The 13,522-nt window shown below is 72.2% G+C and carries 8 protein-coding genes; 6 read left to right on the top strand and 2 right to left on the bottom strand.

Translation table 11 applies throughout. The features are described from left to right. The first annotated feature begins 71 nt into the window (after nucleotides 1–71). From ACFYXE_RS26335 to hflX, 3 genes are all read left to right on the top strand, one after another. Nucleotides 72–2,216 carry a RelA/SpoT family protein gene (locus tag ACFYXE_RS26335; RefSeq protein WP_389316206.1) on the top strand — a complete coding sequence of 715 codons (2,145 nt, stop codon included), beginning with the start codon at nucleotides 72–74 and terminating at the stop codon, nucleotides 2,214–2,216. 91 nt (nucleotides 2,217–2,307) lie between these two features. Beyond that, a complete protein-coding gene (locus tag ACFYXE_RS26330) occupies nucleotides 2,308–3,792 on the top strand; it encodes a M1 family metallopeptidase (protein ID WP_389316204.1) in 1,485 nt (494 codons plus the stop codon). A 194-nt stretch (nucleotides 3,793–3,986) separates the two neighbouring features. Beyond that, nucleotides 3,987–5,477, top strand: coding sequence for a GTPase HflX (gene hflX, locus ACFYXE_RS26325; protein WP_361165944.1), 1,491 nt, complete (start codon nucleotides 3,987–3,989; stop codon nucleotides 5,475–5,477). A gap of 135 nt (nucleotides 5,478–5,612) precedes the next feature. Here hflX and ACFYXE_RS26320 read toward each other — a convergent pair whose 3' ends face one another. Together ACFYXE_RS26320 and ACFYXE_RS26315 are read right to left on the bottom strand one after the other, a co-directional pair. Next, a complete protein-coding gene (locus ACFYXE_RS26320; RefSeq protein WP_361165942.1) occupies nucleotides 5,613–6,824 on the bottom strand; it encodes a hypothetical protein in 1,212 nt (403 codons plus the stop codon). A gap of 323 nt (nucleotides 6,825–7,147) precedes the next feature. Then, nucleotides 7,148–8,377: a trypsin-like serine peptidase gene (locus ACFYXE_RS26315; protein ID WP_389316201.1), complete on the bottom strand. Its 1,230-nt coding sequence runs from the start codon at nucleotides 8,375–8,377 to the stop codon at nucleotides 7,148–7,150. 580 nt (nucleotides 8,378–8,957) lie between these two features. On the opposite strand from ACFYXE_RS26315, the gene ACFYXE_RS26310 reads away from it, so the two are divergent. The 3 genes from ACFYXE_RS26310 (at nucleotide 8,958) to ACFYXE_RS26300 (ending at nucleotide 13,514) form a co-directional block, all read left to right on the top strand. Further along, nucleotides 8,958–10,457, top strand: a complete 1,500-nt coding sequence (locus tag ACFYXE_RS26310) for a diaminobutyrate--2-oxoglutarate transaminase family protein (protein WP_389316293.1) — start codon at nucleotides 8,958–8,960, stop codon at nucleotides 10,455–10,457. A 100-nt stretch (nucleotides 10,458–10,557) separates the two neighbouring features. Further along, nucleotides 10,558–12,762 (top strand): IucA/IucC family protein, encoded by a 2,205-nt coding sequence (locus tag ACFYXE_RS26305; protein ID WP_389316199.1) that lies wholly within the window; start codon nucleotides 10,558–10,560, stop codon nucleotides 12,760–12,762. A 35-nt stretch (nucleotides 12,763–12,797) separates the two neighbouring features. Further along, nucleotides 12,798–13,514 carry a GNAT family N-acetyltransferase gene (locus tag ACFYXE_RS26300; protein ID WP_389316197.1) on the top strand — a complete coding sequence of 239 codons (717 nt, stop codon included), beginning with the start codon at nucleotides 12,798–12,800 and terminating at the stop codon, nucleotides 13,512–13,514. Nucleotides 13,515–13,522 lie beyond the last annotated feature (8 nt).

Here is a 13,522-nt window from a genome sequence, read left to right as displayed (position 1 = left end):
GCATCAAGCACCGGCCCGGACGGAGTACGCCACCGTCCGCTCACCGCCGGTCGAAGCAGCCGGAGGTGCTCATGAGTGCGGAGGCTACGAACCCTGCCACGCCCGGCCCCGTGACGTCCGGGGCCCAGCGCAGGCGCGGGCGCGCCCGTCTCGACCTGCGCAGGCTCGGCCGTGCGGCCCTGCTCGGGTCCGGCACCCGGGACCGTCTTCCCGACGCGATCGGCCATGTGGCGGAGGCCCATCGGGCCCACTACCCGGACGCGGACCTGGAGCCGCTGCGCCGCGCGTACGTGCTCGCCGAGTCCTCCCACCGCGGCCAGATGCGCAAGAGCGGCGAGCCGTACATCACCCACCCGCTCGCGGTCACCCTGATCCTCGCCCAACTCGGCGCGGAGATCACGACCTTGACCGCCTCCCTGCTCCACGACACCGTCGAGGACACGGACGTCACGCTCGACCAGGTCCGCACCGAGTTCGGCGACGACGTCTGCTATCTGGTCGACGGCGTCACGAAGCTGGAGAAGGTCGACTACGGAGCGGCCGCCGAGCCCGAGACCTTCCGCAAGATGCTCGTGGCCACCGGCAACGACGTACGCGTCATGTCGATCAAACTCGCCGACCGCCTGCACAACATGCGCACGCTCGGCGTCATGCGCCCCGAGAAACAGGCCCGCATCGCCAAGGTCACCCGGGACGTGCTCATCCCGCTCGCCGAGCGCCTCGGGGTGCAGGCGCTCAAGACCGAGCTGGAGGACCTCGTCTTCTCGATCCTCCACCCGGAGGAGCACGCCGAGGTCCAGGCGCTCATCGCCGCCAACGCCGCCGCCGAGGGCGACTCCCTCGGGGACATCGCCGACCAGGTCCGCGCCGTGCTGCGCGACGCCGGCATCACGGCCGAGGTCCTGATCCGGCCCCGGCACTCCGTCTCCGTGCACCGCGTGCACCGCAAGCGCGGCGACCTGCGGGCCGCCGACTTCGGCCGCCTGCTCGTCCTCGTCACCGAGGACGCCGACTGCTACGGGGTCCTCGGCGAGCTGCACACCTGCTTCACGCCGGTCGTCTCGGAGTTCAAGGACTTCATCGCCGTACCGAAGTTCAACCTCTACCAGTCGCTGCACACGGCCGTGACCCGCTCCGACGGCGAGGTCGCCGAGGTACTCATCCGCACCCACCAGATGCATCAGGTCGCCGAGGCCGGCGTCGTCGCGCTGCGCAACCCCTACGCTCCTCCTTCGGAGGAGCCCGTCGCGGGCGCCGAGGACGAGCGCGTGGACCCGACGCGGCCCGGCTGGCTCTCCCGGCTCCTCGACTGGCAGCAGGCCGCGCCCGACCCGGACACGTTCTGGTCGACGCTGCGCGAGGACCTCGCCCAGGACCGCGAGATCGCCGTCTTCCGGCCCGACGGCGGCACCCTGGGCCTGCCCGCGGGCGCCAGCTGCGTGGACGCCGCGTACGCCCAGTACGGCGAGGACGCGCACGCCTGCATCGGGGCGCGCGTCAACGGCCGCCTCGCCACCCTCAGCACCGTCCTGCGGGACGGCGACACGGTCCAGCTGCTGATGGGCCAGGACGCCGCCTCCGGGCCCTCGCGCGAGTGGCTCGACCACGCCAGGACCCCGGCCGCGCGGATCGCCATCCGGCGCTGGCTCACCACCCACCCCGCCCCCGCGGCGCCCGCGCCGGCACCGTCCGCGCAGCGGCCGGTCCAGCAGGCGCCGACGGCCCTGACCGGCCCGGACGACGCCGCCCCGCGGTCCGCCGCCGCCAACGCCGTCGTGGACCGCGAGGGCGCCAGCGCGCGCCTGGCCGGATGTTGTACGCCGGTGCCGCCGGACGACGTCACCGGCTTCGCCGTGCGCGGGGGCGTCGTGACCGTCCACCGGGTCGGCTGCCCCGCGGTGAAGCGCATGAAGGAAGTGGGGCGCCCGGAGATCGGCGTGCGCTGGGGAGACTCCGCAGAGTGCCGGGTCACCCTGACCGCCGAATCGTTCGGCCGCGCCCACCTGCTCGCCGACCTCACCGAAGCCATCGCCCTCGAAGGCGTGGCGATCATCTCGGCGACCGTGGAACCGCCCACCCAGCAGCGCGTGCGCCACACCTACACGCTCCAACTCCCCGACGCGGCCGACCTCCCCGGACTCATGCGGGCGATGCGCGCGGTCCCCGGGGTGTACGACGTGAGCCGCGCCCAGCACCCGGCCGCCGCCGCGCACTGACACCGCCGGGCCGCGTCCCGGCGGCGACTCGTTCGAGTGGCCCGGCGCGCGCCGTCACCTACGGGAAGACGCGCGCTGATAGCGGTAGTTCATGCTGCTCACCTCACGGACCGCGGCCCCCCGGCCGAAGGCCCTCCGCACGCCCCGCATCGCCGCCGCCCTGCTCGCGGCGACCGCGTCCGCCGCCCTCGTCGCGGCGAGCGCCCCCGCACCGGCCACCTCGCTCGGCATCGGCGACCCCCTCTTCCCGCACCTGGGCAACCCCGGGTACGACGTGGCGTCGTACGACATCGCCTTCACCTACCGCGGCGACAACCGCAAGCCGCTGGACGCCGTCACCAGGATCGACGCCCACGCGACCGAGGCCCTGGACCGCGTGAACCTCGACTTCACGCACGGCACGGTGCGCTCCGCCGAGGTGAACGGCGCGCCCGCCGACTTCGAGAGCAGCGGCGAGGACCTGGTCCTCACCCCGGCCACGCCGGTCGGGCCGGGCGAACGGCTGGAGATCACCGTCCGGCACACCAGCGATCCCGTGGCGCCCAAGGGCGCCGAGGGCGGCTGGCTGCGCACCGGCGACGGACTCGCCATGGCCAACCAGGCCGACGCCGCCCACCGCGTCTTCCCGTGCAACGACCACCCCGCGGACAAGGCGGAGTTCACCTTCCGGATCACCGCCCCCAAGGGGCTCACCGCGGTCGCCAACGGGCTTCCCGTCGGCACCACCCGGCACGGCGCCACCACCACGTGGGCGTACCGCACCCACCACCCCATGGCCACCGAGCTGGCCCAGGTCTCGATCGGCCGCTCCAGCGTGCTGCACCGCAAGGGACCGCACGGCCTGCCCGTCCGTGACGTGGTGCCCACCAAGGACCGCAAGGTCCTGGAGCGCTGGCTGAAGAAGACGCCCGGCCAGATCACGTGGATGGAGCGGAAGGTCGGCCGCTACCCCTTCGAGGTCTACGGGGTCCTCATCGCCCACGCGCAGACCGGCTTCGAGCTGGAGACCCAGACGCTCTCTCTCTTCGAGAGAGAGCTCTTCACGCGCCCCGAGTACCCGGAGTGGTACGTCGACTCGATCATGGTGCACGAGCTGGCGCACCAGTGGTTCGGCGACAGCGTCAGCCCGCGCTCCTGGTCCGACCTCTGGCTCAACGAAGGGCACGCCACCTGGTACGAGGCCCTCTTCGCCGACGAGCGCTCCCAGCACTCCCTCACGCAGCGCATGCGCAACGCCTACCAGCAGTCCGACGACTGGCGCGCGGCCGGCGGCCCCCCGGCCAGGCCGAAGCCGCCGGCCCCCGGGCAGAAGATCAGCATCTTCCGGCCCGTGGTGTACGACGGCAGCGCCCTGGTGCTCTACGCCCTGCGCCAGGAGATCGGCCGGCCGGCCTTCGAACGCCTGGAGCGGGACTGGGTCCGCACCCACCACGACGGCAACGCGGAGACCGCCGACTTCGTGCGGGCCGCCTCCGAGGCCGCGGGGCGTGACCTGGGCGGATTCTTCGAGGGCTGGCTGTACGGGGAGAAGACGCCGCCGATGCCGGGGCATCCGGACTGGAATTCCGGGAAATAACCCGGGTGACGAGACGGGGCGTGCCGTGCAACCATCGTCAGGTCGACGGCGCGGCCCGTCCGGGATGTCCCCTCGGGGAGATCTCGGGGCCCGATCCGGTCGTTCCGGGAATCTCCGGACCACTCCGGGCGTTGTCGACTGTGACGGATCCCGCATCCGTCGCCTTCCCACCGACGTATCGACGTAAGGATCCAATGACCTCCTCTTCTTCCCCTTCCCAGGACGCACAGAGCTTCGCGCAGAACTACCCCGAAGGTCTTCGGGCCGATGCCCTGATGGAAGAGGACGTCGCCTGGAGCCACGAGATCGACGGAGCGCGGGACGGCGATCAGCTCGACCGCTCCGAGCGGGCGGCGCTGCGCCGTGTCGCGGGCCTCTCCACCGAGCTCGAGGACGTCACCGAGGTCGAGTACCGGCAGCTCCGCCTGGAGCGTGTGGTGCTCGTCGGTGTCTGGACCTCGGGGACGGTCCAGGATGCGGAGAACTCCCTCGCCGAGCTGGCCGCCCTCGCCGAGACGGCGGGCGCGATGGTGCTCGACGGCGTCGTCCAGCGCCGCGACAAGCCCGACCCGGCGACGTACATCGGCTCCGGCAAGGCCCTGGAGCTGCGGGACATCGTCCTCGAGACCGGCGCCGACACCGTCGTCTGCGACGGTGAGCTGAGCCCCGGCCAGCTGATCCACCTCGAAGACGTCGTCAAGGTCAAGGTGGTCGACCGGACCGCCCTGATCCTCGACATCTTCGCCCAGCACGCCAAGTCCCGAGAGGGCAAGGCGCAGGTCGCCCTCGCGCAGATGCAGTACATGCTGCCGAGGCTCCGCGGCTGGGGCCAGTCGCTCTCCCGTCAGATGGGTGGCGGCGGCGGTGGCGGCATGGCCACCCGTGGTCCCGGTGAGACCAAGATCGAGACGGACCGGCGACGGATCCGCGAGAAGATGGCGAAGATGCGCCGTGAGATCGCGGAGATGAAGACGGGCCGCGACATCAAGCGCCAGGAACGCCGGCGCAACAAGGTGCCCTCGGTCGCGATCGCCGGCTATACGAACGCGGGCAAGTCCTCCCTGCTCAACCGCCTCACGGGCGCGGGCGTCCTGGTGGAGAACGCACTGTTCGCCACCCTGGACCCCACCGTCCGCAGGGCCGAGACACCGAGCGGCCGGGTCTACACCCTGGCCGACACCGTCGGGTTCGTGCGGCACCTGCCGCACCACCTCGTCGAGGCGTTCCGCTCCACGATGGAGGAGGTCGGCGACTCCGACCTGATCCTGCACGTGGTGGACGGTTCGCACCCGGTGCCGGAGGAGCAGCTCGCCGCCGTGCGCGAGGTCATCCGGGACGTGGGCGCCACCGACGTGCCCGAGATCGTGGTGATCAACAAGGCGGACGCGGCGGACCCGCTGGTCCTCCAGCGCATGCTGCGCAACGAGAAGCACGCGATCGCGGTCTCCGCGCGGACCGGTGCGGGCATCGAGGAGCTCCTCGGGCTCATCGACTCCGAACTGCCGCGCCCCGAGGTCGAGATCGAGGCGCTCGTGCCGTACACCCACGGCCAGCTCGTCTCGCGTGCGCACGCCGAGGGCGAGGTGCTCTCCGAGGAGCACACCGCCGACGGCACCCTGCTCAAGGCGCAGGTGCACGAGGAGCTCGCCGCGGAGCTCGCTCCGTACGTGCCGGCCGCGCACTGATCCCGTACGTGCCGGCCGCGCACTGACCGCCGGCACCCGCACGAGGCGAAGGCCCGCCCCTTTTCACCGGGGCGGGCCTTCGTCGTATCCGTGGACCCGCGCGTCCGTCCCCCGACGGGCTGTGCGCGGTACGGGCTACTGCGAGCCGTACTTCTTGCTCATCATGTCGTAGATCTGCTGGGCGCCGCGGCCCAGCTGCGGTCCGGCGAGCCAGGTGCTCTCGGCGGGGCCGATCGAGGTGTTCGACACGAGCTTCGTCTTGCCGCCCTCGACGCGGAACCAGCCGCCGCCGGACGAGCCGCCGGTCATCGTGCAGCCGATCCGGTACATCGTCGGCAGCGCCGGGGACAGCGAGAGGCGGCCGGGCTTGTCGACGCACTTGTGCATGAGCAGGCCGTTGTACGGCGGCGCGGCCGGGTAGCCCCAGGCTCCCATCGAGCTCACGCTCTGCGCGGCGGGCGCGGAGAAGTCGACGTCGAGCGCGTTGCCGACGGTCTCCTCCAGGGACTTGCCGCCCTGCTCCGGCTTCACGTGCAGAACCGCGTAGTCGTACGTCGCGCCGTCGCCGCCCGTCGGGCCGCCGCCGTTGATCCACTCGTTGGACGTCGAGATCCAGTCGGCCCAGTACTGGCCGTAGGGGGCGATCTCCTGCGGGGCCGCGTTGCGCAGGTCGGCCTCGGACTTGCCCAGGTCGTTGTACGAGGGCACGAACGTGATGTTGCGGTACCAGCCGCCGTTCTTGCCGGCGTGCACGCAGTGGCCTGCGGTCCACACGAGGTTGGACCTGCCCGGGTTGCGCGGGTCCTTCACGACGGTGCCGGAGCAGACCATCGAGCCCTCGGGGGAGTCGAAGAAGATCTTGCCGACGGGCGCCGCGTTCTCGTGGTACGGCGTCTTCTCGGGCTTGGCCCGGACGGGCGTCGGCTCGGGATCGGTCGCGCCCTGCTCGGCGGTCGCGTCCTTCGCGGCGATCGTCTTCTTCGGGTCCTTCGCCTTCTGCATCCGCTCGGGCTTCCAGAGCCCCGCGATGACCGGGTTGGCGAAGTCCTTGGCCTCGCGCAGCCAGTCGTCCTTGTCCCAGTCCTTCCAGGCGCCGTGCTTCCAGTCGTCCAGGTCGATGCCCCGCTCCTTGAGCTTGTCGGCGAGACCGCCGGGCAGCTTGGACTCGGAACCCGATGCGGAGCCGTCGGCTCCCTGGGACGTGGTGCTTTCGGGCTTGTCGCTCGCCTTGTCGTCGCTCGGGCCACAGGCCGTGGCGGTGAGCGCCAGGGTCGCCGCGAGCCCGGTGGCCGCGAGAGCGGCCCGTCGTCCGCGGCTGCGCGCGAACGGCGTACGAGTGGAACGCATGCTGCTGTTACCCCCGTTGGAACGTGTAGAAGAAACGCTTGCTTGCCATGTACGTGTCATGAGCCGAAGCGGCAGGCCGCGTGGGCCTGTTGACACGACACCCCACTATGCCGGTGAGGTGGAGGACGAACGGCGGCGGGGTCGTGAAGGTTTCCGCCGCCCCGCCGCCGCCCTGCGGTTGCCCGCCGGGTGTGTTGCCCCGCGCTACTGGCCCTCCGTCGGCCGGTCCGCCGGTCCGCCGGTCCGCCGGTCCGCCGGTCCGCCGGTCTGCTGGTCCGTTGGGCTACCGGACTTCCGGGCCATCCGGCTACCGGGCCATCGGGCTAGCGGTCGGCGAACTTCTTGCTGACCGCGCTGTAGATGCCCTTGGCCTCCTTGCCGAGGCGCGGACCGGCGAGCCAGCCCGCGGTCACCGGCCCGATGGAGGTGTTCGACACCAGGGCGGGCTTGCCGTCCTGGCCCTCGGCGACCCAGCCGCCGCCGGACGAACCACCGGTCATGGTGCAGCCGACGCGGTACATCGTCGGGTCGGTCCTGGTCAGAGACAGCCGACCCGGCTTGTCGGCGCACTGGAACAGCTTCTGGCCGTCGAACGGCGGCGCCGCCGGGTAACCGGTCGCCGTCATCGTGCCGATGCTGGGCACCGCCGGGGCGTTGAAGTCCACCGGAAGCGCGGAGCCGACCGTCTCCTCGAGGGACTTGCCGTCGCTGCCCTTCTCGGGCTTCACGTGGATCACGGCGAAGTCGTACGGCGCGCCCTTGCCGCCGGTCGGCCCGCCCTGCTCGATCCACTGGTCGGACGTCTGCGCCCAGTCGCCCCACCAGACGCCGTAGGGGGCGACCTCTTCCTTGGGGGCGTTCTGCAGTTCCTGGGCCGACTTGCCGCTGTCGTTGTAGGACGGGACGAAGATCATGTTGCGGTACCAGCCGCCCTTGGCGCCCGCGTGCACGCAGTGGCCCGCGGTCCACACCATGTTCGACTTGCCCGGGTGGGCCGGGTCCTTCACGACGGTCGCGGAGCAGACCATCGAGCCCTCGGGGCTGTCGAAGAAGAGCTTGCCGGACTCGGCGACCTGGTCGTGGTACGGCGTCTTCACGGCTGCCGCCGCCACGGGCTTGGGGGTCGGGTCGGTGACACCCTGGTCACCGGAGATGTCGCTGTCGTCGACGCCCCGGTCCGGGTTCTTGTCGGCGTCCCGCATCCGCTCCGGGTCCCACAGGTCCTTGATGATCGGGTTGACGAAGTCGTTGGCCTCGCGCAGCCAGTCGTCCTTGTTCCAGTTCTTCCAGGCGCCGTTCTTCCACTCGTCCAGATCGATCCCGTTCTCCTTGAGCTTGTTCTTCCAGGCGTCCGGGATCCTGATCTTGTCGTCGCCGTCGCTGCCGCCGGGCTGCGAAGAGGACGAGTCGCCGCCGGCGTTGTCCTCGCTGGGACCGCAGGCCGTGGCGGTCAGGACGAGCGCCGCACCGAGCGCCACGGCAGCGACGGGGGATGTCCTGCCGCGCACGCTCCTCCCACTGCGAACGGTGAAGAGCGGACGTATGAGTCGCATCGTGAAAATCCCCCTGGGCCTCGAAATCGTTCCAAAGTGCTGGACATCGGGGTGTGGAACACCCGTCGCCACCCGTGCGGCGCCCCCTTCGCTGGATTTGCTCGGGTTTGCTCGGGGAAGCGGTGCACCGGTCGCCGATGAACGGCCCCCACACTATGCCGGTGCCGTTGGGGACGGCCGACGGAAGGGCAACGGTTCCGTCACGGCAAGGATCTTCCGGCGACCCGTGATCCCGCGGGGCTCGCGTCGTTGGTACGTACGGGGGAGTCGCGCCCTGCGTTCATCCTCCCTGCCAACTCGCCCGCGCGTACGCCCACATGGAGCTCTCCGGAGCCGCCTCGGACGGCGCGCTCGTCCAGCCGGAGGACCAGCAGTCGTGGCCGTGACAGACCCTGCGCCCGCGGCGGTGTCCGCAGATGATTCCGTGACGCAGTCCGCATCGCAGATCGCCCCCCAGCCCACCCGGTCCGCTCCGCAGGGTGCGCCGGCGCCCACGGCGGAGACCGCGACGCACGCGGCCGCGCACCCCGCGGCGGACACCGGGACGCACCCCGCGCCTCCCGCCACGGCCCAGGAAGGCATCCTGCGGCGCCAGTCGGCCCGCGAATCGGCGGCACGCACCTATGCGCGGGCCCTGCCGATCGTGCCGGTCCGGGCGCGCGGCATGACCATCGAGGGCGCCGACGGCCGCCGCTACCTCGACTGTCTCTCGGGTGCAGGGACCCTGGCCCTCGGCCACAACCACCCCGTGGTGCTCGAAGCGATCAGGAACGTCCTCGACTCCGGGGCACCGCTGCACGTCCTCGACCTGGCCACCCCCGTCAAGGACGCCTTCACCACCGAGCTGTTCCAGACCCTGCCGCGCGCCCTGGCGGACCGCGCCCGCATCCAGTTCTGCGGCCCCGCGGGGACGGACGCGGTGGAGGCGGCCCTGAAACTGGTCCGCGCGGCCACCGGCCGCGACGGCATGCTCGCCTTCACGGGCGCCTATCACGGGATGACGGCCGGAGCGCTCGCGGTCTCCGGCGGGGCGCTGGACGTACGGGTCGCGCGCCTGCCCTACCCGCAGGACTACCGCTGCCCGTTCGGCATCGGCGGCGCCCGCGGTGCCGAGCTGTCCGCACGGTGGACGGAGAACCTCCTCGACGACGCCAAGTCGGGCGTGCGGACACCGGCCGGCATGATCCTCGAACCCGTCCAGGGCGAGGGCGGGGTCTTCCCGGCGCCCGACGACTGGCTGCGCCGGATGCGCGAGATCACCGCCACGCGCGGGATCCCGCTCATCGCGGACGAGGTGCAGACGGGAGTGGGGCGTACCGGCGCCTTCTGGGCCGTCGAACACAGCGGCATCGTCCCGGACGTGCTGGTGCTCTCCAAGGCGATCGGCGGCAGCCTTCCGCTGGCCGTCGTCGTCTACCGCGACGACCTCGACGTCTGGCCGCCCGGTGCCCACGCCGGCACCTTCCGCGGCAACCAACTCGCCATGGCCGCAGGCGCGGCGACCCTCTCCTTCGTCCGCGAGAACGGCCTCGCCGAACGTGCCGCCACCCTCGGCGCCTGGATGCTCGACGAGCTCCGCTCCCTGGCCGCGGACCACCCGTGCATCGGCGAAGTCCGCGGTAGGGGACTGATGATCGGGGTAGAACTGGTCAATCCGGAGGGGGAGTCGAGTGGCGTGGAAGCGGCCGGGGCGCCGGGGCGGACGCGGGACGGGGGCCGGTCGGGCACCGGCTCCGCCCCGGGCTCGGTCATGTCCCCCGCCACGGCCGCCGTCACCGGGCGGGGCGAGCACCCGCAGGACCCGGCGGCCATCAGCCCCACGGACACCGTGTCGGTCCCGCTCGGCGCATCTCTGGAACACCTCCCGGCTCCCGCCCGCCCCCGGCCCCCGGCACCCGAACTTGCCGCGTCCGTGCAGCGCGAGTGCCTGAGCCGTGGTCTCATCGTCGAACTGGGAGGCCGCTATTCCAGCGTCGTACGGCTCCTCCCTCCGCTGACCATCACCGACGAACAGGCCGCGGCGGTCCTCGACCGTCTCGCCGACGCGCTGGCCACCGCGGCGCGCACCCACCACGGATAGCCAAGACGGACCCGAGCCGCTTCCGGCGGGCACACCACGCCGGGCGCGCACCGGCTCCGTCGCCACACGGAGCCCCGAACAACGTCACAAGGAAGCCCTCTTGAACGCCACCCCCGCATCCGAAGGCCGCCCCCAGCCCCACGCCCCAGACGCGTGCGGAGCACACACCTCACTGGTGGCGGAGTCCGGTACGGTCCCTCGGCAGAACGGTGGCGGCCAAGAGGCCGAGCGCCTGCGCGGCGCGTCCACCGACCTGCTGGAGCACCCCGACGCGCACACCGCGGCCCAGGCCGCGGCCGTCGAGAACCTCCTGCGTTGCTGGGTCAGGGAGAACAACCTGCCGGCCCCGGACCGGGGCGTCCTGCGCATCCCCCTCCAGGCCAGCGCCACGGCACTGCTCGTCCCCGTGCACTACTGGTCCGCCACCGGCTGGCACCGCTTCAGCCTCCCCTACCTGGAGGACGGACCGGCCAGCGCGCCGCCCGTGGACGCCGTCACCGTCGCCGCCCTGCTCGGCCGCGAGACCGCCCGCCGCACCACGGAACCCGCGACGGCCGGACCCGCCGCCCCCGCCGGTGCGATCGGCCAGGCCGGTGCGGTCGGTCAGGCCGGTGTGGTCGGTCAGGCCGGTGCGGTCGGCCAAGGCGGTGCGGTCGACCAGGCCAGTCCGGTCGGTCCGGCCAGTCCGGTCAGTCCGGTCGGCCAGGCCAGTCCGGCCAAGGGCGAGGCAGCGGCCCAGAGCGCCGGGCCCGCCGAGAGTGCCGCACCCGCCCCAGGTGCCGCACCCGCCCCAGCTGCCGCCCCCGCCCCGAGCACCGCCCCCGCCCGGGGCGCCGCAGGCGACACCGTGGACGGCGCCGACCTGGTCGGCCGGGTCGCCGACTCCGTCCGGCGCACGGCCGAGTTCATCGCCGACCGGCGCAACCGACCCGACGACGCGTCGGACCTCTTCCTCGCTGCCGAGCAGTCGCTGCTCCTCGGGCACCCCCTTCACCCGACCCCCAAGAGCCGCGAGGGCCTGTCCGACACCGAATCCCGCCTCTATTCACCGGAGTTGCGCGGCGCCTTCCCGCTGCACTGGCTCGCCGTCGACCGCTCCGTGCTCGCCGCCGACTCCGCCTGGACCGAGCGGGGCCGCACGGTCGCCGCCGACCGGCTCACCGCCCGCCTCGCCGGCCCCGACCTGCCGCTCCCGGACAACTGCGTCGCCCTGCCCGTGCACCCCTGGCAGATCCGCGAGCTCCGGCACCGGCCCGCCGCCGCCGAACTGCTCGACGCCGGACTGCTCCAGGACCTCGGCCCGCACGGCACCTCCTGGTCTCCCACCTCCTCCGTCCGCACCCTCTACCGCTCGGGTGCCGCCGCCATGCTGAAGCTGTCGCTCGGCCTGCGCATCACCAACTCCCGCCGGGAGAACCTGCGCAAGGAACTCCACCGCGGCGTCGAGGTCCACCGGCTGCTGCGCAGCGGACTCGGCGAGCAGTGGCAGGCCGCCCACCCCTGCTTCGACGTGGTCCGCGACCCCGCCTGGCTCGCCGTCACCGGATCGGACGGCACGCCCGTCGCCGGCCTCGACGTGATGATCCGGCACAACCCCTTCGTCCCCGGCGACGACGCCACCTGCCTCGCCGGCCTCGTCTCACCACGCCCGTCGCCCCTTCCCGCCTGTCAGGACAGACCGGTGATGCGGTCCCGGCTCGGCGAGACCATCACACGGCTCGCCGGACGGACGGGACGCCCGCGAGGCGCCGTGGCCACCGAGTGGTTCCTGCGCTACCTCGAGTCCGTCGTCCGCCCCGTGCTCTGGCTGGACAGCGAGGCGGGCGTCGCTCTGGAGGCGCACCAGCAGAACACGCTCCTCCTGCTCGACCCCGACGGCTGGCCCGTCGGCGGCCGCTACCGCGACAACCAGGGCTACTACTTCCGCGAGTCACGTCGCGCGGAACTGGAGCGCCGACTCCCCGGAATCGGCCGGGAAAGCGACACGTTCGTCTCCGACGAGGTCACGGACGAGCGGTTCGCCTACTACCTCGGCATCAACAACGTCCTCGGCCTCATCGGTGCGCTCGGCGCCGAACGGCTCGCGGACGAGCGGCTGTTGCTCGCCGCATTCCGCCGTTTCCTCGCTGATGTTGCGGCGGGACCCGATCGGTTGCGCACCTCGCTGCCTTCCTCCCTGCTCGACTCACCGGTACTGCGGTGCAAGGCCAACCTGCTGACCCGGCTGCACGGCCTCGACGAGCTCGTCGGCCCGGTCGACACCCAGTCCGTCTACGTCACCATCACCAACCCCCTTCATTCCTGAGGAACAGCCCCACCTCTTCTGACAGGAGCGACGCCGTGCCTCCCACCGATGCGAGCACCGACGCCGGAACCGAATCCGCCGCATCCGGCGCCGACTGTGCGGACACCCTCGACCTGCGCCTGCCCGACGAGCTCATCGCTCTGCTGGCCGACAGCGACGGGCGGGCGGACACGGCGGACGACGACCTCCTGGACGGCGTCGGAGGCTGGGGCCCCGTCACCACCTCCGCCGGTGTCTTCCAGCTCGTACCCGTACGCCTCGCACGGGACCTCCCGATGATCAGTCGATGGATGAACGACCCGGCCGTGGCCGCCTTCTGGGAACTGGCGGGGCCCGAGGACGTCACCGCGGCCCACCTGCGCACCCAGCTCGACGGAGACGGGCGCAGCGTCCCCTGCCTGGGCGTGCTGGACGGCATGCCGATGAGCTACTGGGAGATCTACCGGGCGGACCTGGACCCCCTGGCCCGCCACTACCCCTCGCGCCCGCACGACACCGGCATTCACCTCCTGATCGGCGGCGTGGTCGACCGCGGGCGCGGCCTCGGCACGTCGTTGCTGAGAGATGTCGCCGACCTGGTGCTCCACCACCGCCCCTCCTGCGCACGTGTCGTGGCGGAACCCGACCTGCGCAACACCCCCTCCGTCTCCGCCTTCCTGAGCGCCGGCTTCCGGTTCTCCGCCGAACTGGAGCTGCCCGACAAACGCGCGGCCCTCATGGTCCGTGACCGGGCCCTGCGCGCCGTCCTCTGACCCGATCA

It is taken from the genome of Streptomyces sp. NPDC002564 (genome assembly GCF_042889645.1).
Lineage (GTDB): Bacteria > Actinomycetota > Actinomycetes > Streptomycetales > Streptomycetaceae > Streptomyces.
This window is presented reverse-complemented; position numbering and strand designations above follow the sequence as displayed.